Raw genomic sequence first — 21375 nt, 5'->3', positions numbered from 1 at the left:
GTGAGTGCTAAGAAAATAACCCCAGGTAAGCAGAAAGAATTGGTTTGCCGCCAAATATGGTGATAATCGATCCTAATGCCAGAAAAGGGCCGAAAGGAATTTTTTGTCCCCATTTGCGTTGTGAGAGGAGAATAGCACCTATGCCTACCAATGCGCCAATTGTACAGGCTACAAATCCGGCTAGAAGTAAATATCGCCAACCCAACCAAGCACCCATCATGGCAGCGAGTTTGGCATCACCTGCACCCATAGCCTCTTTTTGTAGGAAAATTCCCAGAATAGCGATCGCATCAAATAACCATAGACCCAATACAGCCCCGACTATGCCTATAATTAGGTGTCTAGCTAATCCTGCCCAGCTAGCATCGGTATATCCGACGATCATTTGAAAGATTAACCCCAACACTAACCCGGATTTAGTTAAGGGATTGGGTAATGTCATGGTATCTAAATCAATCAGGGATAATGCCAGTAACCAGCTACAAAATGCCCAGTAACCTAACGTAATAATAGAAAATGGAAATAACCAAAATATTAAGAGAAACATGATACCTGTGATTGCTTCTACCACAGGGTAGCGCCAAGAAATATGACTTTGACAATAACGACATCGACCTTTCAACCATAGCCAACCCAATACCGGGACATTATCATAAGCCTGGAGTTGGTTTAAGCAATGGGGACAACGAGAAGGCGGCCACAACAGAGACAATTTCGCCGGTAATCGATACACTACCACATTAATAAAGCTGCCTATAGACGCACCCAAGGCGAACACAAACATACTCGCCAGGGTTACTATCAAAGTATCCATATAATCATATGTCACAAGTCCTGTGTCATTTGTCGCTGATCTTTTCTCGATTGTCGATAGTAACTTGACTATTAACTAATGACCAATGACCAATGATTTTTGTACAGACGTTTGATTTTTGTACAGACGTTGCAGTGCAACGTCTCTACTAATACATATGAGATTCAATTTGACTCAATGGCACAAAACATTCTTGGGGTAGCAAAACTGGTTGATTTGTAAAAATTACTTTACCGCGATGTGTCAAACGATTGATAGCCACACCTGAAGGCTGTCCGGCTATTTCCGGGTGTACCTCACAGTGAGTATAGTAAATTTGCCCCGCAGCTCTGATGACAGCAGGATCAATCAGAGGGGACTGGTTCTTCGGGGCAGTGAAGTTAACTTTTCCTTGTCCTTGTTTTAAAGCGTACACTATGCTGTTATGTGATTGCTAGATTTTGCTTACAGTTTAGCCGAAACATCCACAGACGGTTGCCAAATTGCCCGTTTTTTTGGAAAAATTACTGTTTTTCTAACGCTTTGATGAGAGAGTCACCCATAGCACGGCAACCCAAGAGATTCATACCCACAGACATTATATCGCCTGTGCGATCGCCTTGCTCTAAAACTTGCAATACAGCTTGTTCTATTTTGTCGGCGGCCTGGGGTTGGTTTAAGCCATAGCGTAGCATCATCGCAGCACTCAAAACTTGAGCTAGGGGATTAGCTTTATCAAGTCCGGCGATATCTGGGGCTGAACCGTGGACAGGTTCAAACACACCAGGGCCAGAAGCGCCGAGACTAGCAGAGGGCAACATCCCAATACTACCAGTCAGCATCGCAGCTGCATCTGAGAGAATATCCCCAAATAAATTACCTGTGACAATAGTATCAAACTGCTTAGGAGCGCGGACTAGTTGCATGGCTGCATTATCTACATATAAATGAGAGAGTTCCACATCTGGGTATTCTTCAGACAATTTGGTGATGCGATCGCGCCATAATTGAGATACTTCTAACACATTGGCTTTATCAACAGAGCAAAGTTTACCCCCACGTTTTTGGGCTGCTGCAAAAGCGACTCTACCAATACGATCAATTTCAGATTCAGTGTACACCATTGTATTGACCCCGCGTTTCTCACCAGTCTCGGTCGTAAAAATGCCTTTGGGTTTACCAAAATAAATCCCCCCAGTCAGTTCCCGCACCACCATAATATCCACACCTTCCACAACTTCCCGCTTCAAAGTTGAGGCATCAATTAACTGGGGGAGAATTTGAGCCGGACGTAAATTAGCAAAGAGTTCCAAGCCAGCCCGTAGTCCCAGCAAACCCGCTTCTGGGCGTTGATGCGATGGTAAAGTATCCCACTTATAACCACCAATGGCAGCAAGCAACACAGCATCACTATTGCGGCAAGTCTCTAGAGTCGCAGCTGGTAGGGGTTCGCCTGTAGCGTCAATGGCTGCACCACCAATCAAAGCTTCTGAAAAATCAAACTGGATATCAAATTGCTTGCCTACAACCTTTAGCACATCTACCGCCACTGCCATAATTTCAGGGCCAATGCCATCGCCAGGGAGTAAGGTAATTCGGTAGTTCTGAGTCATAGCTGGGTTTCACTCGGTAAATGCTTGCAGATTAAATATCATACCGAGCAAGATGTACTTATGGAATGTTTAATTTATTTAGATATTGGGGGTAATAGATGCTAGACGTGACTAAGTTGACTCAATCTGAAATTAGAAGGTTAGGAATAGAAGCATTGACTCAAGCTCTTGGCCCTGCCGGTATGGCACGATTTATGCAGCAATATGAAAAAGGCAGTGGAGATTACACAAATGATAGAGACGAAATATTGGGAAACCCAACTATCGATGAAATATTTGCTCGAATTGAAGAACGAAGAAAACAACAAGATGAGAGCTAAAAGTAGTAAATCTTAAAAAATTATCTATACGAAGGAAAATTATCGCTTTAATTATGACGTGAGCTAAAATCGACTTTCTATGATTGTATTTCCATCTGGAAAAATCTGTGCTGCAGTTAAAGTCAATTCTGGGAAAGTTGGTGATTGAATGCGTTCTTGATTTTGGAATTGCTGGAGTTGGTATTCATCTTCCACTAATGAATAAACTGAGATAGTTGGTTGTTTAGGATTACCAATAAACCGCTTACCACCTAACGCGGCATAATCGACAATCCAGTATTCAGGAATGCCCATCTCTTCATATTTACTCAATTTGCTGAAATAATCATCGCGCCAATTAGTGCTGACAACTTCAATTACCAAAGGAATTGATGCAGATTGAGTCACAGTTGATGCTTTTTTCCACAGTGCTTCGTTGACTAAATTGGGACGATTTAACAATAGTATATCTGGAGAATAAGCTACTTCATTTTCCTGTGGTTTAACTAATACTGTTTTGGGTATGAAATAGGGAAGATTTAATTTAATACACTCCCTAGTAATTTCAAAACCTAAGAATCCTACTACCTCCTCATGATCACCTGTTGGTTGGGGCATTTCGACTACTACTCCATCATGCAGTTCATAACGTTTCCCTGTACCATCAGGATATTTGGTAACAAATTCATCGAATGTAACTAGTTTACTTAAGGTTTGAGTCATGTTGGTTTGCTCCAGTCTTGATTGTTGCCAGCTAGAAAAATCTGTGCTGCAGTTAAAGTCAATTCTGGGAAAGTTGGTGATTGAATGCGTTCTTGATTTTGGAATTGCTGGAGTTGGTATTCATCTTCCACTAATGAATAAACTGAGATAGTTGGTTGTTTAGGATTACCAATAAACCGCTTACCACCTAACGCGGCATAATCAACAATCCAGTATTCAGGAATGCCCATTTCCTCATATTTACTCAATTTGCTGAAATAATCATCGCGCCAATTAGTGCTGACAACTTCAATTACCAAAGGAATTGATGCAGATTGAGTCACAGTTGATGCTTTTTTCCACAGTGCTTCGTTGACTAAATTGGGACGATTTAACAATAGTATATCTGGAGAATAAGCTACTTCATTTTCCTGTGGTTTAACTAATACTGTTTTAGGAATGCCATAAGGGAGACGAAGGCGACTGTATTCTAAAGTCAGTTGCTCGACTAAATATAGAATAATCTCTTCATGATCACCTGTTGGTTGGGGCATTTCGACTACTACTCCGTCATGCAATTCATAACGTTTCCCTGTACCATCAGGATATTTAGTAACAAATTCATCGAATGTAACTAGTTTACTTAAGGTTTGAGTCATGTTAGTTTGCTCCAGTCTTGATTGTTGCTAGCTAGAAAAATCTGTGCCGCAGTTAAAGTCAATTCTGGGAAAGTTGCTGAAAGACGGTACGGACAGCATAGCAGGAGTGAGTTTGTACTCAGTCCAAAGTAGGAAATCTTAAAAAAAAGTATCTATACGCTGTTTATCTTGAATTTCCGGTATGTTTTTTGATAAACACCAAAATTAGATACAGTTATGAATTTTCAACAAATTGGACAAACTGCTGTCCAACTTTTAACACAGTTTGGACTAAAAGTTGTAGGTGCGATCGCTTTATGGTTGATTGCCCAAAAGTTAATTGATTTTGCTCTCAGGTTAGTCCGGCGTGCTTTCCGGGGTCAAAATGTTGAGCCGACACTAATTACCTATTTGCTAAATATTATTAGTGTCACACTGAGAATTGTTTTGATTGTGGCAATTCTCGGTTTCTTCGGCGTTGAAACTACCTCCTTTGCAGCCTTGCTGGCGGCAGCTGGTGTGGCAATTGGGGCTGCCTGGGGTGGACTTTTGGCTAACTTTGCAGCTGGTGCTTTTTTAATTATCTTTCGTCCTTTTAAGCTTGGTGACTTCATCACTGCCGGCGGTGTGACAGGAACAGTTACAGAAATTGGACTGTTCACGACAAATATCAACACGCCTGACAATGTGTTGACAATTGTTGCCAATAACAAAATCTTTGCTGATAATATCCAAAACTTCTCTGCTAACCCCTACCGTCGTGTTGATCTGTTAGCACAACTACATCATGAAGTTGATCATAACCAAGCGATCGCACTTTTAAGAGCGAGAATTAGCCAAATTCCCAATGTCTTAGATAACCCTGCACCAGATGTAGAAATTCTCACTTTCAATCTAGCAGGGCCAGTATTAGCAGTACGTCCCTACTGCGATAATGAACACTATTGGCAAGTTTATTTCGACACCAATAGAACCATCCGCGAAACTTTCGGCGAAGCCGGTTATCCAGTCCCCGAACAACGCTATGGATTGAATGTTCCAGCTGACAATGGCACAAGTTCTGTCATTCCTTCACCTGTGATTTAGTAACGAGTCATGAGTGCTGAGTGCTGAGTCATGAGTGCTAAGTGCTAAGTGCTGAGTGCTGAGTGCTGAGTCATGAGTAACGAGTAACGAGTAATAGAAATCTGGTGAAAATGAATGTAGAGACGTTGCACTGCAACGTCTCTACAAGGATTTCGGGCAACGCAGAATTAATTCCTGGAGATGTCCAATGCGTAACGAGTAACGAGTAATGAGTTTTCCTATCTCCCTCACTCATCACTCAGCACTCTCTCACTCCCTCACTCAGCACTCATCACTCACTCATTCAACTTCTGATCTACCAATTCATTGGTAAGCTTAGGATCAGCACGTTTGTTGGTTTTTTTCAAGACTTGACCGACAAAAAAGCCTTTAAGATTGACGTTACCGTTGCGATACTTTTCTAGTTCTTTGGGGTTAGCGGCGATTACTTCGTCTACAATGGGCGCTAAAACGCTGGGATCTGTAATCAATTCTTGCCCAGCGAAGGCTGTTTCTGGAGACACCCCTGTAAGTAAGTCTGGTAATTTTTGTTTAGCTTGGGCGTTGCTAATTTTACCAGTTTCAATGCGTGTAATCACATCAGCCAGATTAGCGGGAGTTAAGCCAATTTCAGTGATGTGGAGTTTTTGCTTATTGAGGTAGCCGGCGATATCTTGAGTAATCCAGTTGGCTGCGGCTTTGGGACTTGCGCCAGATGCGATCGCTGCTTCAAAATAGACTGATACAGCAACTTCTTCTGTCAACACTCGTGTGTCGTAGGCTGAAAGTCCTAACTCGTTTTCATAACGATGGCGTTTTTGGGCTGGTAGTTCTGGTAATTCACTGCGCCAATGATTTAGTTGCTCATCTGACACTTCAATAGGTGCTAAATCTGGTTCGGGGAAATAGCGGTAATCGCTGGAACCTTCCTTTACCCGCATACTAATTGTGCGTTGTGTTCCTTCTTCCCACAACCGTGTTTCTTGAATGATGGGTTCCCCAGCTTCGACGGCGGCGATTTGTCGTTCAATTTCGTATTCAATTGCCCGTTGAATGGCGTTGAAGGAGTTCATGTTTTTAATCTCTACCTTCGTGCCAAACTTTTCTTGTCCCACAGGACGCACAGAAATGTTGACATCGCAACGCAGAGAACCTTCTTGCATATTGCCATCACTTACACCGAGATAACGCATAATCCGGCGTAATTCTTGAGCATATTCGGCAGCTTCTTGTCCAGAACGAATATCTGGTTCCGAGACAATTTCGACTAATGGCACACCTGCACGATTGTAGTCTACCAAAGAATAGGTAGAACCGGCGAGGCGATCGCTACCCGCGTGTACTAGTTTGCCTGCGTCTTCTTCCATGTGCAAGCGTGTCACACCGATACGTTTGCGCGTGGGATTACCCTCAGCATCTAACAATTCAATTTCTATCCATCCATGCTCGGCTATGGGTAGGTCATATTGAGAAATTTGATAATTTTTCGGTAAATCCGGATAAAAATACTGTTTACGGTCAAATTTGCTATATCTAGCGATTTGACAATTCAGTGCCAAACCTGCTTTCACAGCGTATTCTAAGACTTTTTCGTTAAGTACAGGCAGAACACCGGGTAAACCCATACACACGGGGTCAATGTTAGTATTGGGGTCTGCCCCGAAAGCTGTAGAACTATTAGAGAAAATCTTAGTATTGGTAGCTAGTTGACAGTGAGTTTCTAGACCAATAATCGCTTCATACTCAGTTTTTACAGTTGTAGCAGCACTCATACAATCACTATTTGGGCATAATCCTGACTCCAGGCTACTATTGTAGACTGCTATTGACCAGTTTCCCAAAAGACCTAGCATTCCGACGTTTGTGATTACCGCTAGCGGAGTCAAACCTAATATTTTTCAGACTTTGTTGAGTGGTGCGATCGCACTCACCCAATATACTTTGCTATTTTCCTCTTATGTCAAATATCCAGACTTGTCAGCACCTCTAAATCCCCTGCTGAGTCATCAGCAAGAAAAGTTAAATTTTATATACCGTATATGGGTATAAACTAGTTCAGAAGTTACGCTAATAATTGCTAAACAAGCGTAATAATTAAATCTTTCGATACAAATGCGCTTAAACCCAGAAAAATACTGAATATTTAACTATCAAGAGTTAATTTTGCCATTATTTTAGCTATGGCGAAATTTCTGGCATCGATACTAATCAAACACTCAATATCAAATCCACGTAGTTAACTGGAGGCTAGAAAATATGAAGCGCCTGGTTGTTTGCTGTGATGGAACTTGGCAAGATTTGAAGAGTTCTTGCCCCAGCAATATAGTCAAGCTAGCTCAAGCTGTGAAACCTGCATCTGATGATGGCATTCCCCAAATCGTGTTTTATGACCAAGGGATTGGGACAGAGACACAGAAGCTTTTAGGGGGAGCGATGGGAACTGGTATAGATTTAAACATCCAAGATGCCTATCGGTTTCTCTGTCTTAACTATGTTTCTGGTGACGAAATATATCTATTTGGCTTCAGTCGTGGAGCTTACACAGTCAGAAGTTTAGCAGGGATGATTTATTGTTCTGGTCTGCTAGAGCGTAGTCATATTAATAGAGCGCCAGAAGCCTATGAACTTTATCGCAACCGGGGTGTGAAACCAAAAGATAAAGAAGCAGTTGAATATCGGGATACATATGGCGATCGCGTTCCCATTACTTTGCTTGGTTGTTTCGACACTGTTGGAGCTTTAGGTATTCCTAAGTTAGGTGCTTTCAAACAGTTTGAAGATCGCATTAATCAGCGATATAAATTCCACGACACCACTTTGAACAAATCCGTTCAGAATGCCTTACACGCTATGGCAATTGACGAAATCCGCGCCCTGTTTGAAGTAACCCCCATGAAAAAGAATCCTGATGCGGAAAATCAGAGGTTAATTCAAAGATGGTTCCCTGGTGAGCATGGTTGTGTTGGTGGTGGCACAGAAGAACACCGAGGCTTATCTGATGGTGTCTTGCAATGGGTGATCAATTCCATCAGCGACTTAGGTTTAGGCCTAGACTTTAATATCGATGCTATTCCATCAGGTATCAGACCAGATTATGACTGTAACTTTAAAAATGATCCAGGCCTGTTTAAATTGGCAGGAACTAAGTTGCGGGACATCGGAGACGCAATTGAAGAGATTCACGAAACTGCCATCAAGCGTTTGCAAAGTCGCCAAGACTACCGACCCAAGAATCTGGAAAAAGTGCTACCCAAAATCAAATAGATTTGTATCTGGGAGTTCTGGCATTTTCCCCAGCCCGTAGACTACTTACAAAAGTCGGTAAAAACAGCAATGAGTCTTTCTCGACCTACATAATTTTTGTAAGAAGTCTATATTTACAGCTTGTCTCGCTGGAGTGAGGTACATTTCGTTGAAGACTGTACCTCACATAATCGAGAACTGCTATGGCGATTTTCATGCCGATGAAGTACACCTGTCTAGTCCAGAGGTTGTAGGGGCGGGTTAACAGATATGCTGACATGATTCACCAATATCTCACTTAACCCGCCCCTACGGCTTGTGAGAAATGCCGATAGCCTCTGTTGACTAAAAATATGTACCTCACTTAACTGAGAAACGCTATATATCGGACTCTTATTTAATTAATCTCTGAATTAGACATACAAGAGCCACCCTCTAGTCAATCTAGAGGAGTTTTCTGATTTGGCTCATGTTCACTCTATCCAGATGTAGGTAAGCATTGACGTAATTTTGCCAAAAAAATCATATTCGTTCAGAGGATGGATTGATTGATATGTCAAAGACCAAAACGATTCTTGATGAATTAAAAGCTGTGGTGTTGATGAAATTGCTCAACACCCCACTTGGACAAAGTTTAATTGAAGAAAAAGCTGAAAGAAAAATTTCTCAATCTCAAGAAGAGAAGCCCACAAAACCCATTGAGCAGTTACACAAAGCTACAGGTCAGTTGGTCTTTAGCGATACTAAAAAGCCATTACACAACATTGGGTTGGAACTTTGGGATCGGGATATTGGCACACCTGGAGACTATCTAGGTAAAGGTGCAACAGATAAAAATGGTCGCTTTGAAATCTACTACGATCCTGAAAAAGCGGGGGCTAAAGATGCACCTGATTTAGAATTAAGAGTCATAGAAAACCGTGTAACCTTCAATTCCCAAAATCAGCCAGTCTATACAAATCGCATTGCCTACACCATTAAAGGCCCAGACAATGTGACACAAAAACAATATGATTTTGGTACTTGTACTGTGCCTTATTGGCTCTACAAACCGGATAGCCCCTTTGCGCGCATATTGCTGACCGATTTAGAAGACACTCCTGATGATTATTCAGTTGGTCGCAAACTCCAAGGCTATGATGCGGCTAATAGTCTAGTTCCTGTTAAAGCCAGACATATCATTGCTAATACAATCAACCCCAATCAATTCTCCCTGGCAGAAATCCAAGCTGCTTATCCCCCGAATTTGACGATTAAATTAGACAAAAAAAATCCGGGGTATAGCAGAAGCGATGAATACTTCGTTTTACGGATTCTCAATGGGATGAATCCCTGTTTGCTCAAGCGTCATAAAAGCAACCCCAATCTATTTAAGGCTGTTTTTGATTGGAATAGCTATGAAAAAGATGATAACCACGATCTCAATAACGTGGAAGCCTTCTTGGAGTTGCAGAACGGTAAGCTCATCCCTACAGCTATTACTGTTAAAAGTCGCCATCCCAACTCTTTCGCCCCCTATTCGGCGCTTAAAGACCCTGTCACCGTTACACCTAATGATGGGGACAAATGGTTACAAGCAAAACGTATTTTCCGCGTCAATGCCTTCTTTGCGGCTGAATTGATTGAGCATTATATTAAAGCTCATTTACAGATGGAGCAGTACGCTATTGCGATTTTCCGTAACTTACGGAAAAATCCTGTGCGTTTGGTGTTAGTTCCTCACATGAAAAGCCTAATTAACATCAATCGACGTGCTGATGATGTTTTGGTATCACCGACTGTTGGTGTAGTCACCACCACGGGGCCGTTGACCCCAGCAGCTGTAGTCCAAGTATGTCAGGAGACAATGGCGAGTTATGATTGGCAAGGTTGGCAACCTCGTCAGCCTGTGTCTGAAGAGCATACATTTGCCAAAATCTGTAATCTCTACTGGCAGGTTTTAACTGAATACATTGACGAATTTTTCCAAAAGCATCAAGAGGAAATTGTTAATAATTGGCAAGAAATTCGTCATTTATCTGATGATTTAGTAGAGCATAGTGTGGCTTATCAACCACCCCAAGGAATCATCAGTAACACGGATAGTGATTACGACTGGTACGACAAGAATGAACTAGACAAACCAGAGATTCCTAGAGTCACTATCAATGGTCAAGTTAAAGCCACTAGACCGATTACGATCTCAGATACACCCAGTTCGCAAGATATCGCCAAATTAAAAGAGTTTAGCCGTTTTGTGATCTTTCACATGACCTTATGGCATTCTTGGGTCAACGATGGTCAAGCTGATGAGGGAGGAGAAGTTTTCTATAGCTCAATGTCATTACGTAATGGCAGCTTTGGCAGTGAAGATGATCCAAAGATCGCACCAGATAGTCTAGATGCGACAAATATGCTCTATATGGTCAACGTCTTAACTGCGATTCAATATGGCTATATTCTCAAGAACGAAGACGATGATATCCCAGAAGAATTGAGAATAATTCTAGCTCGCCACAAAAAAGACTTTGCTGACCTCGGTTATGAGATTGGCAACATCAGAACTTTGGTCAATATTTGACAATTTGAGCGTAACTAGCGATCGCCTACAACAACACTTTACTCCGTGGAGGCCAAATCAGTTATCAGTTAACAGTTATCAGTTAATAATTCTAACTGGTCACTGTTCACTGTTTACTTGCCCTATGGCACTACATATTTAGTGTCTGTTAATACTTAGCCACTAAGGACAAATATTCCCAATGAACTTGAAATCCTTTCTATCTACTCTGTTACACAGAATAGTGATAGTTACACTTGTGACAATCACCTTCGTTTTTACAAATCTAACTCAACCAGCTTTGGCTGACACTTCAACCAATCCCAAGCAACAACTCTTCAACGAACTGAGTTTATCTTCTGATCAGATAGCAAAAACAAAAGACGATCTCAAGCAGCAAATAGATGATCTCTCTAAAGCCAAGGACTTGCGTGAGGGTAGCGCCTGTGACAAGTTAGATGCCCTGTGGTCGGTAATTTACGCAACGCGGGAGCCAGCCGATAATCTAGTTCCCTTTGGACAAGAAAAAGCTGAAGTCAAAGCGTTTATAGTTGGAACACCACATCGCTTTTGGAACAACTTTGCTAGCGATTCAGATATCGTTCCTGAAGATTATATGCGTCTGACTCATCGGCATGGTGCATTCGTCCAAGCTCGCTTAGTAATTGAACCAGAATTTCAAAAAGCCTACACTGGACTGTTGAAAGGATCTGATTGTGTTTTAGGCAGGTTCTCTGTAGGAGTTAGTCCTGGAAGACTCACAAACCGTTTCATCCCTGGCTTTGCTGCCAAATTCTTTGTTGACGGCAAACAAGCAAGCCAAAATCTGATTGTTCAAAATTCGGTTGCGGGTCAAGGTAGCAATATGAACTACTATGAAAACCCCTTGTCAAACAAACTGAAATTTAGTGAAAACAAACCAGAAGGTATTGCAGCATTTTCGCGCTTCCACAACACAATTCAAGAATACCTGAAAGAAAATTCTGGTCTGGCAATGGTTGATGCTCGTGAGTTGTCAGTAGAACACCTTGCAAGTGCCAAGCTCAATGGCAAAAAAGTGACTAATCCGAAATTTCCACGTTTCATTTTTCTGGTGGCTCCGGAAGGACGCACTTTTTCCACAGAAATACACGATTATCGGACAGACCTCTTGGCTCTGAATGCTAATATTCCGGCGGATAAAGATGGACGTGTACAAAAAGGTATTCGGCTATTTGATGTGTATGTAGCCGAAAAGTTCACAGACAATCCCAAAGTAGAAGCTAAACGCATTGGCTATTTTGAGTCGAAATCTCAGATTGTGGCTTCAGATACGGCTGATATGCGTGTGTTCTTCCAGCACTCGATTACACCACGAGAAGCTCAGGATTATCCAGGTGAATATCCCAAGTCTACATACAATGATGAGAGCTTCACAGCTTTATGTTCAGACTTTGGCGCGGCGTTAGCTGATATGCAACCGAATCCCCAAGATCCTTCAGGGAACACCAGCGTTTTCTTCCAAAACTATCTCAAGCGTAACTGCGGCAAATCTTGAGGATCTAAAATTTCGTCATCAGTGCTGAGTGAAGGAGTGCTGAGTGCTGAGTGAGGGAGATAGGAAAACTCCTTACTCATTACTCGTTACTCAGCACTCATTATTTATTACTCAGCACGCTTCATTGTTTGAGGCGATCGCTTGTTTCACATGGGAGCATCCCACTTTTTTTCTATGTCATTGCGACGTAAGGAAGCAATCCCAGAGACTTTGCGATTGCTTCGCTTCGCTCGCAATGACTTTTATTCTCTTATTGAAAAATAAAAACTGGGATGCACCGATTTCACATTGTAGTTTATGCAAAAAATTTTGATTATTGGTTCTGGTGGTGCGGGTAAATCTACCTTAGCTAGAGAATTAAGCAAAATTTTGAAATTAGAGGTAATTCATTTAGATACTTTCTATTGGCAATCTGGTTGGGTAGAAACTTCTAAAACTGAATGGGAGAACATCATTCAAGATTTGATAATGCGAGAATCTTGGATTATGGATGGTAACTATAGTAATACTTTAGATATCCGATTATCTGTAGCAGATACAGTAATTTTTTTAGATTTTCCTCGCTTATTATGTCTATGGCGAATTATTCAGCGACGTTGGCAATATGCTCATAAATCTAGACCAGATATGGCATTAGGTTGTCCAGAAAGATTGAACTGGGAATTTTTAAAATATGTGTGGTCATACCCAATAATTCGTCGTCCGAAAATTTTAGACAAACTTCGTAAAGTTGCACCACATCAGCAAGTTTTTATTCTCCATCAACCAACAGAAGTTAAGGAGTTTTTACAAAAAATATCACAAACATTTATGTGAATTAACAGCATTGGGTCGATTTGAAGAGAGGGTGCATCCCAGTTTTTATTTTTCAATAAGAGAAGAAATGACATAGAAAAAAGTGGGATACTCCCTAAGTTATTATATATTGATGGTTGATTTGTGAAGATATAAAAAATGAATGATAGAATTGATGTAAAAACAGCCGTGAAGGCTGCCTATGAATACATAATATCTATACAAGATATGCTAGGCAATTCATTAAATGATTTGAGATTAGAAGAAGTTGAATTATCACCAGACCAACAATTCTGGTTAATAACATTAGGTTTTGATGTCTCAGAAAAAAGTCAACCCAGTCCGTTATTTAACTCTTCTGTAACTACTAAGCGAGTTTATAAACTATTTAAGGTTGACTCATTCACTGGTAAAGTAGAAGCTATGAAAATCAGGGAAGTATAAAAAATTGGATTAATTCTCTGCTGGGAATTTATCATCAAAGTAGAAAATTTTCAGAAATCAACTTGTGACTAAATACCCGTCTTCCATATTAACAATGCGATCGCCAATATCGAGAATGCGATGATCGTGAGTTACAAGCAAAATTGTACACCCCTGTTCTTTGGCTAACTTTTGCATTAAATTGACCACATCTCGACCAGATTTACTATCTAAAACGGCTGTTGGTTCATCAGCTAATACTAGTTTCGGATGATGCACTAAAGCACGAGCGATACCTGCGGCGGGCTACGCCTACGCTACTCTTTGCTTTTGTCCAGATGATAAATGGCTATGATCTATCTAATTAGCCATAAATAAAACCCCAGAAAGATAATTTTCTAGGGCTATCCTCGTGAACCACCGTTTTATTTTTAACCTAAAAACCTGAGAAAATCAAACTCTCATAAATATAAACTGATGGGTTAAAATTTTCGGACTGGATATATAAAATACACTTTCCAGAACAATTTTTAGTTGTTTTTAGAAGACTTGAATAAATGATACAGTAAATATTGTATGATTTTTAATTTATTTCTTAGACCTACACTTAATAGTTATGTCTAAAAACTTATTCAGAGCCACTTGATTTATATGAGTTATTCGTGAAAAATAAAATCAGCCTCTAGCAAATAGTAGGTCATCTTGATAATAACCTAACCTTATCCAATGTCCTTAGTCCGCGCAAGCGGATTTTTTTATCAAATTTTATTGAACAGAATTCAGAAGTCAGGAGTCAGAATTCAGCATGAATTGAAATCCAACTGGGTGGCGAATATTGGGTTAAAACCGTACTATGTCCCGCTACGCTAACACTAATCAAAGCGGATTCCTATGGATGATTTAAGGCGCATCACTCTGCGCCCATACTGCTCAAAATTGTATTGCTTGATAGCGACCAAGAGCAATTAAAGGAAAGTACTGCTGATAGAAGTGATACTTGAGATAGAAGTGTCCAGGGAAACCAGTGCCGGTAAAATCCGCCTCAAACCAAGTACCATCAGGTTGTTGAGTGGATATAAGGTAGTTAATTCCTTGCTCAATGGCATCACGCGCAAATTTACCGGTAGCTTCACCTGCGGCGATTAAACCAATTATTGCCCAAGCAGTTTGAGAGGCGGTACTGCGTCCTTGACCTTTCAGCCTAGGATCATTATAGCTGCGACAAGTTTCACCCCAACCACCATCAGAGTTTTGACAACTGACTAACCAACTCGCCCCTTGTGCGATATGGCGTTGATACTTGTGGGGATTAATTAAAGCCAAAGCCGAGAGAACGCCACTAGTACCATAAATATAATTGACTCCCCAACGACCAAACCAACAACCTTCTGCTTCTTGTTCATTGACAAGATAGGTAAGCGCCCGTTCTAAATTATGAGAGTCAATAGATAAATTACAAGCCCCCAACATTTCGATTACTCTAGCGGTGACATCAGCCGTATTCGGGTCAATCATGGCTTTCAAGTCACCATAGGGAATAGCGTTGAGCCAATCTTGATCATTGTCAAGATCAAACGCAGCCCAACCACCGGGTTGACACTGCATCGAAGCTACCCATTGGAGAGCGCGATCGCACGCCATCTGCTTTAATTTTTCATTAGGGAGTTTAGCTGCATACAGTGCCATCACCACCACAGCCGTATCATCGACATCTGGGTAAAAACGATTGTCAAACTCAAACGCCCAAGCCCCTGGTTTACCTTGGCGATTTTTTACCGTCCAATCACCATAATCGAGGATTTGCTTTTGTAATAACCATTCTCCAGCTTTGACTATTGCCGGATCATCAGGGGCAATGCCAGAATCGATCAAAGCACGTATCACCCAAGCCGTATCCCACACAGGTGATACACAAGGCTGGACTACATAACTATCTGCCGTTTCTATGGCAAAATTGTCAATAGCTTGTAACCCTCGTTCCACAATAGGATCATGACGGTCATAATTAAGAGAGCGTAGAGCTAGCATGGAATTGAGCATAGCAGGGATAATTCCCCCCCAGTCACCTGTAGCTTCTTGACGTTCTATAATCCATTTCTCAGCCGCTTTGATCCCTTCCTCTCGAAAAGGTACTAAATTGAGGCTTTCTGCCAGTTTAAACCCTTGATCTATAGTCAGAAATATATCCGTCCAATCACCATTTCGGGGTAATTCATAACGGACGTTCTCTACACCTTCAGCGTATAACTCGTCAAGATTGATGAGTGAGTCAGTGAGATAGACAGGTTTACTGTTAAAGACAATCAGCAGGGGGACAGTACTAGAACGCGCCCAACTGGACATTTCATAAATATTAACGGGAAACTCATTGGGTAAGAGCATTACCCACGGTGGTAGAGAAGGCAGACCACGCCAATCGTAACAACCAATCAAAGCCAAGTGAAACTTAGTAAAAATGCGAGTTTTGCTGATACCGCCACGTTGGAGAATAAAATCTCGCGCCTTTACCATTGCTGGGTCTGTTGCAGGGACACCCAGTAGTTTCAGCGCCATGTAAGCTTCAACCGATGTACTGAGTTCGCCGCCATCATCGTAAAATAATTCCCAACCACCATGTTGCCGTTGTTGTGAACGGAGATAAGTCTCCACCTTATGCAGAGGTCTAGTTTTGTCTGTTCCCCAAATTTTATGAAGTAAGACCACCTCAGCCGTGATGGTGACATTAGATTCCAACTCTGCCCACCAATAACCCGCCGGATTTTGCAACGATAGCAGATATTTTTGGCTGGAAGCGATCGCCTCTGTGATGGAATTGATTTGTACCCTGTCTTGTGTCTGCATCAAATACTACTCAACCTTCACACTCAACATCTAGTTATGAACACGGCAGTACGGTGAAAAAATTTTTTACCGCAATTAGCAAATATTGTATTGTGTTTGAGTCACAGAAAATCAGTCACAATTCAATCTATTGAAAAAAGCAAAAATTACACAATAACAGCAAAAGACTATCAATATTTTTCTCGATTTTGCATGGGAGTGCAGAGACTCATGGGTGCATTTTTTTTCGGGTTGTTAATTTTATCTTTATTGATATGGTTAGGATTATTGAGTTTACGAGGGCAGTTTTGGCGCTTAGACCAACAACTAGAAATAGGAGAAACGCAGTTACAATCTTTACCGACTTTACCGAGAGTTTGTGCCATAGTTCCGGCGCGAAATGAAGCTGAGTTATTGCCGATGACCTTGCGATCGCTCCTGCTCCAAGATTATCCTGGTAAATTCGATGTATTTTTAGTAGATGACCACAGTACAGATGGGACAGCCGCTTTTGCCGCAGGAGTCGCCCACGCCGTCGATAAAACCCAGCAATTACACATCATCTCTAGCTCATCCTTACCTCCTGGTTGGTCTGGTAAACTCTGGGCAATGGAACAAGGTATCCAAAAATCCCTAGAGACGTTGCATACAGAGTCTCTACCTGATTATTTTTTCCTCACCGATGCAGATATCGAACATGACGTAAGTAATCTCCGCCGCCTAGTCGCCAAAGCCGTCCAAGAAGATTTAGACTTAGCATCAGTCATGGTCAGACTCAGGTGTGAAAGCTTTTGGGAGAAATTTTTGATACCTGCTTTCGTCTTTTTCTTTCAAAAACTCTACCCTTTTCGTTGGGTAAATAACCCCAAAAACAAAACTGCTGCTGCGGCTGGTGGTTGTATCCTCATTCGTCGAGAAGCATTAGAGCAGATTGGCGGGATGCAAGTCATCCGTCAAGCCCTAATCGATGATTGTACTCTAGCGCAGGCTGTTAAGGGGAGTAGGACAATGAGACAAGGGGATAAGGGGACAATGAGACAAGGAGAAAATACTTGTATAGGTTCTTTCCCCCCATCTCCCCATCCCCCCATCTCCCCATCTCCCCATCCCCAGTCTAGAAAAATCTGGCTAGGCTTAAGTTCCCTAACTCGTAGCTTGCGTCCTTATCCATCTCTGCAAACTATTTGGGATATGGTAGCTCGAACTGCGTATACACAGTTAAATTATTCACCCTTGCTACTAGTAGGAACACTATTAGCGATGACTATAATTTATTTGTTGCCACCTGTAGGTATGATGATCGGTGTTTTATTGGGAAATTGGGCGATCGCTCTGACAGGTTTACTCACATGGCTATTGATGACTCTGGCTTATTTGCCGACGATTCACTTTTATCGCTGTTCTCCCTTACTAGCTTTGAGTTTACCAGCGATCGCCTTTCTCTACACCCTCATGACCATAGATTCAGCCCTCCGCCATTGGCAAGGACGAGGTGGTGCTTGGAAAGGTAGAGTTTATCCGGGATAATTCGTAATTCTTAATTAGGGCTTGCTGAAAAAGTCCTTTCGTGGAGGGAGGGAACAGGTAACAGTTTTTTCCGATTGAGTCCAATTTTTTAGAACCCAAAAAATTGGCCGTGCAAAGTTTTTCAGCCTGATAACTCTATTTTCTTGCACTTTTCTTTAACAAAAAAGAATGAACAGCTTTTTATATAAGACTTTTACAGCTATTCAGCAAGCCCTAATTACGAATTACGAATTGTTTATATACCCAGCTTTTCTAAAACTGGTTTGGTCGAGACAATATGCCGATCTAAACCCAATTCTTTGGGACTAATTCCTAATGCTAAAGCAATTAATTGGGGTAAATGTAACACAGGTAATCCCAATTTATGACCAATGACTTTTTCCACTTCTGGTTGGCGAGAATCTAAATTGAGATGACACAGAGGACAAGGAGTAACTAAACAATCTGCACCAGATTCTAAAGCTTCTTGGATGTGCATTCCTGCCATTTGAAAAGATTGAGTAGTCGCATAGCTAGACAAAGGCCATCCACAACATTGTGTCCGACCACGATAATAAATTGGTGTTGCTCCCACTGAGCGAAAAACATTTTCCATCGCTTCTGGGTTGTAAGGATCATCATAGGGCATGGATTTTTGAGCGCGGAGTAGATAACAGCCATAAAAAGCCGCACATTTTAATCCAGTCAGCTGGCGAGTGACACGTCTGGTAATCTCCTCCAAACCATAATCTGTTACCAAAGCGTAAAGGAGATGTTTAACGACTGTACTACCACGATAAGGTGAACAACCTTCTTTGTGTAACAGACCATTTACCTGTTCGACATAACCAGGGTTATTTGTCTGAGACTCTTGCAAACGCTCATTAACATGACCAATTACACCCTGACAGGTGCTGCAATGAGTTAATAATGGTAAATTTAATTCTTCTGCTAGAGCAATATTGCGCGCATTGACAGTATCTTCTAGCAGTTGAGAATCTTCTTTAAACGTTCCAGAACCGCAACAAGCTGCTTTTTTCAATTCAATCAGTTGAATATCCAAAGCTTTAGTCAGAGCTTGAGTGGACTGATACAATTCCCGACAAGCCCCTTGAGCAACACAACCAGGGAAGTAAGCGTATTTCAATGTTTGAGATAGCATAAAAATATGTTTATTTTAGGGCAACTGCCCCGATGATAACTGTTTTATCAAACAGAATTCAGGAGTCAGTCGTCAGAATTCAGGATGAATTCTGTCCGACTGGCAGGTATTTTTTTTGGACATTCACAAAAAATTTAGTAAAAATTGGTAGACAGCAAGACAAGGACGTATACGGACGATCCCGCTTTCCGATAAGATGTATATGCTCAAAACCATGTCGCCTATATAGAGCAGACAGTAGCAACTGGTCAAGGACTTTTATCTATGAGCCAAGCAGAAACTTTTGAAAAGGTTAAGAAAATTGTTGTCGAACAACTGAGTTTGGACGACGCTGACAAAGTAGTACCAGACGCTAGTTTTGCTAATGATTTAGGAGCTGATTCCCTAGATACAGTAGAACTAGTAATGGCTTTGGAAGAAGAATTTGATATTGAAATTCCCGATGAAGCCGCAGAAAAGATTACCACAGTTCAAGATGCGGTGGATTATATCAATAACCAAGTTGCCGCAGCTTAAGCAGCGATCAGGTACTGGGTACTGGGGATTGGGTACTGGGGATTGGGTACTGGGGATTGGGTAAATTTATTTTTCTCTGCTTCCTTTACCGTCCTTACTTCTTCCTAGTCCCCAGTCCCTCATCCCCAATCCCTAATTTTGCAGCTTTCTCGCCACCTTTTACTGAGTCATGACAGATTATAATCGTAAACGTGTTGTTGTCACTGGTGTTGGCGCAATTACACCGATTGGTAACACACCATCTGAATATTGGGAAGGATTGACAAGCGCACGCAATGGTATTGACTACATCACCCATTTTGATGCGTCTAGCCATGATTGTCGCATTGCTGGTGAAGTGAAAAACTTCGACCCCCATGAGTATTTGGAGCGCAAAGAAGCCAAGCGCATGGATCGATTTTCCCAATTTGGAGTGGCAGCAGCCAAACAAGCCCTTGCGGATTCTAAGTTAGTTATTAATGAGCTGAACGCCGAACAGGTAGGAGTTATTATCGGTTCTGGGGTAGGTGGACTTAAGGTCATGGAAGACCAGCAAACTATCTACCTCAATCGTGGCCCTGATCGCTGTAGTCCTTTCATGATTCCCATGATGATTGCCAATATGGCAGCAGGATTGACAGCAATTCACACTGGTGCTAAGGGGCCAAACACCTGTACTGTTACAGCTTGCGCCGCAGGTTCTAATGCTATTGGAGACGCTTTCCGCTTGGTACAAGCAGGTTATGCCCAAGCAATGATTTGCGGTGGATGTGAAGCAGCAATTACACCCTTGGGTTTAGCCGGGTTTGCATCGGCGCGGGCATTATCAACGCGCAATGATGACCCAGCACACGCTTGCCGTCCTTTTGACCGCGATCGCGATGGATTTGTCATGGGTGAAGGTGCGGGAATTCTGATTTTAGAAGAGCTGCAACACGCCATTAGTCGAGGCGCTCGCATTTATGCGGAAATTGTTGGTTATGGGATGACCTGTGATGCGTACCATATGACATCCCCAGTTCCCGGTGGTGAAGGAGCAGCTAGAGCCATTCAACTGGCACTTAAAGACGGGGGCATTACCCCTGAACAAGTCAGCTACATTAATGCTCACGGTACTAGTACCCCAGCTAACGATCCCACGGAAACCTCAGCGATTAAAAAAGCATTAGGTGATCATGCTTATAAAATAGCAGTCAGTTCCACTAAATCGATGACTGGTCATCTTTTAGGCGGTTCTGGCGGCATTGAAGCTGTAGCCACAGTACTCGCAACTGCTAATGACCAAATTCCACCTACAATTAATATTGAAAACCTTGACCCAGAGTGTGATCTAGATTACGTTCCTCACGCTAGCCGCGCTCAACAAGTCCTGGTGTCTCTATCCAATTCTTTTGGATTTGGTGGTCATAATGTCACGCTAGCCTTCAAAAAGTACGTGTGAAAAAGCCAGGAGGCAGAGAAGAAGGCACGGAGCAGGGGAGACAAGGAGACAAGAAGATAATTACTTTTTCGCCCATCCCCATTACCCCTTATCCCCAGAGGGGGCCCCGAGTTCCCCAATCCCCAGTCCCCACTTCTCGCTCTCCTGAAATTAACCAGCTAAAAGTATCATATATATCATTCCCACATCAACCAAGCGTTCAGCGTGACCTAATTCTTGGCTTGATAGATTACCACAAACTCAGGAGATCCCGCTTGTCCATAGACATTCGGGGATGGGATGATGAAGATACCGTAGGGGAATC

Annotated in this window: 19 protein-coding genes and 1 pseudogene; 11 read left to right on the top strand and 9 right to left on the bottom strand. The window is 42.0% G+C overall.

Annotated elements, in window-relative coordinates; translation table 11 throughout:
• Nucleotides 1-7 precede the first annotated feature (7 nt).
• The 3 genes from FD725_RS08075 to leuB form a co-directional block, all read right to left on the bottom strand.
• The gene (locus FD725_RS08075; RefSeq protein WP_179051473.1) at nt 8-814 is read right to left on the bottom strand and encodes an A24 family peptidase; all 807 of its coding nucleotides are present in this window, start codon (nt 812-814) and stop codon (nt 8-10) included.
• A 148-nt stretch (nt 815-962) separates the two neighbouring features.
• Nucleotides 963-1229, bottom strand: a complete 267-nt coding sequence (locus FD725_RS08070; RefSeq protein ID WP_179047645.1) for a hypothetical protein — start codon at nt 1227-1229, stop codon at nt 963-965.
• Nucleotides 1230-1317: 88 nt separating this feature from the next.
• A complete protein-coding gene (gene leuB, locus FD725_RS08065; protein ID WP_179047644.1) occupies nt 1318-2406 on the bottom strand; it encodes a 3-isopropylmalate dehydrogenase in 1089 nt (362 codons plus the stop codon).
• A 98-nt stretch (nt 2407-2504) separates the two neighbouring features.
• On the opposite strand from leuB, the gene FD725_RS08060 reads away from it, so the two are divergent.
• Nucleotides 2505-2726 carry a hypothetical protein gene (locus tag FD725_RS08060; RefSeq protein WP_179047643.1) on the top strand — a complete coding sequence of 74 codons (222 nt, stop codon included), beginning with the start codon at nt 2505-2507 and terminating at the stop codon, nt 2724-2726.
• A 63-nt stretch (nt 2727-2789) separates the two neighbouring features.
• On the opposite strand, the gene FD725_RS08055 is transcribed toward FD725_RS08060, so the two are convergent.
• Both FD725_RS08055 and FD725_RS08050 read right to left on the bottom strand, forming a co-directional pair.
• Nucleotides 2790-3428, bottom strand: a complete 639-nt coding sequence (locus tag FD725_RS08055; protein ID WP_179047642.1) for a Uma2 family endonuclease — start codon at nt 3426-3428, stop codon at nt 2790-2792.
• On the bottom strand, nt 3425-4066 hold the full coding sequence (locus FD725_RS08050; RefSeq protein WP_179047641.1) for a Uma2 family endonuclease: 642 nt from the start codon (nt 4064-4066) through the stop codon (nt 3425-3427). Before FD725_RS08050 ends, FD725_RS08055 begins: the two co-directional genes overlap by 4 nt.
• A gap of 216 nt (nt 4067-4282) precedes the next feature.
• Here FD725_RS08050 and FD725_RS08045 point away from each other — a divergent pair, with 216 nt between their 5' ends.
• Nucleotides 4283-5131 carry a mechanosensitive ion channel family protein gene (locus FD725_RS08045; protein WP_179047640.1) on the top strand — a complete coding sequence of 283 codons (849 nt, stop codon included), beginning with the start codon at nt 4283-4285 and terminating at the stop codon, nt 5129-5131.
• A 275-nt stretch (nt 5132-5406) separates the two neighbouring features.
• Here FD725_RS08045 and gatB read toward each other — a convergent pair whose 3' ends face one another.
• Nucleotides 5407-6882, bottom strand: coding sequence for an Asp-tRNA(Asn)/Glu-tRNA(Gln) amidotransferase subunit GatB (gene gatB / locus FD725_RS08040; protein WP_179047639.1), 1476 nt, complete (start codon nt 6880-6882; stop codon nt 5407-5409).
• Nucleotides 6883-6973: 91 nt separating this feature from the next.
• Between gatB and FD725_RS08035 the strand changes: the two genes are divergently transcribed.
• The 6 genes from FD725_RS08035 to FD725_RS08010 all read left to right on the top strand — a co-directional run bounded on the left by FD725_RS08035 (nt 6974) and on the right by FD725_RS08010 (nt 13668).
• Nucleotides 6974-7159: a hypothetical protein gene (locus FD725_RS08035; protein WP_179047638.1), complete on the top strand. Its 186-nt coding sequence runs from the start codon at nt 6974-6976 to the stop codon at nt 7157-7159.
• Nucleotides 7160-7366: 207 nt separating this feature from the next.
• Nucleotides 7367-8374, top strand: coding sequence for a DUF2235 domain-containing protein (locus FD725_RS08030; protein WP_179047637.1), 1008 nt, complete (start codon nt 7367-7369; stop codon nt 8372-8374).
• 532 nt (nt 8375-8906) lie between these two features.
• Nucleotides 8907-10913: a lipoxygenase family protein gene (locus FD725_RS08025; RefSeq protein ID WP_179047636.1), complete on the top strand. Its 2007-nt coding sequence runs from the start codon at nt 8907-8909 to the stop codon at nt 10911-10913.
• A 238-nt stretch (nt 10914-11151) separates the two neighbouring features.
• The gene (locus FD725_RS08020) at nt 11152-12429 is read left to right on the top strand and encodes a hypothetical protein (protein ID WP_179047635.1); all 1278 of its coding nucleotides are present in this window, start codon (nt 11152-11154) and stop codon (nt 12427-12429) included.
• A 297-nt stretch (nt 12430-12726) separates the two neighbouring features.
• Nucleotides 12727-13245, top strand: a complete 519-nt coding sequence (locus FD725_RS08015; RefSeq protein ID WP_179047634.1) for a DNA topology modulation protein — start codon at nt 12727-12729, stop codon at nt 13243-13245.
• Between the two features lie 138 nt (nt 13246-13383).
• Complete coding sequence (locus FD725_RS08010; protein WP_179047633.1) at nt 13384-13668, top strand: hypothetical protein; 285 nt, start codon at nt 13384-13386, stop codon at nt 13666-13668.
• A 57-nt stretch (nt 13669-13725) separates the two neighbouring features.
• On the opposite strand, the pseudogene FD725_RS08005 reads toward FD725_RS08010, so the two are convergent.
• Nucleotides 13726-13941 (bottom strand): annotated as a pseudogene (locus FD725_RS08005) (ABC transporter ATP-binding protein); the annotation flags it as partial.
• A 636-nt stretch (nt 13942-14577) separates the two neighbouring features.
• Complete coding sequence (gene shc / locus FD725_RS08000) at nt 14578-16488, bottom strand: squalene--hopene cyclase (RefSeq protein WP_179047632.1); 1911 nt, start codon at nt 16486-16488, stop codon at nt 14578-14580.
• Between the two features lie 210 nt (nt 16489-16698).
• On the opposite strand from shc, the gene FD725_RS07995 reads away from it, so the two are divergent.
• Nucleotides 16699-17994 carry a glycosyltransferase gene (locus FD725_RS07995; RefSeq protein ID WP_179047631.1) on the top strand — a complete coding sequence of 432 codons (1296 nt, stop codon included), beginning with the start codon at nt 16699-16701 and terminating at the stop codon, nt 17992-17994.
• A 235-nt stretch (nt 17995-18229) separates the two neighbouring features.
• Here FD725_RS07995 and FD725_RS07990 read toward each other — a convergent pair whose 3' ends face one another.
• Entirely contained in the window at nt 18230-19135 is a 906-nt protein-coding gene (locus tag FD725_RS07990) for a CoB--CoM heterodisulfide reductase iron-sulfur subunit B family protein (protein ID WP_179047630.1), read from the bottom strand.
• A 264-nt stretch (nt 19136-19399) separates the two neighbouring features.
• On the opposite strand from FD725_RS07990, the gene acpP reads away from it, so the two are divergent.
• Together acpP and fabF are read left to right on the top strand one after the other, a co-directional pair.
• Nucleotides 19400-19651: an acyl carrier protein gene (acpP, locus tag FD725_RS07985; RefSeq protein WP_179047629.1), complete on the top strand. Its 252-nt coding sequence runs from the start codon at nt 19400-19402 to the stop codon at nt 19649-19651.
• A gap of 169 nt (nt 19652-19820) precedes the next feature.
• On the top strand, nt 19821-21071 hold the full coding sequence (gene fabF / locus FD725_RS07980; protein WP_179047628.1) for a beta-ketoacyl-ACP synthase II: 1251 nt from the start codon (nt 19821-19823) through the stop codon (nt 21069-21071).
• Nucleotides 21072-21375: the final 304 nt, after the last annotated feature.

The sequence above is a fragment of the Nostoc sp. TCL26-01 genome (assembly GCF_013393945.1).
In the GTDB taxonomy this organism is placed as follows: domain Bacteria; phylum Cyanobacteriota; class Cyanobacteriia; order Cyanobacteriales; family Nostocaceae; genus Trichormus.
The sequence above is the reverse complement of the archived record's forward strand: the minus strand, read 5'-3'. Positions and strand labels throughout refer to the sequence as shown.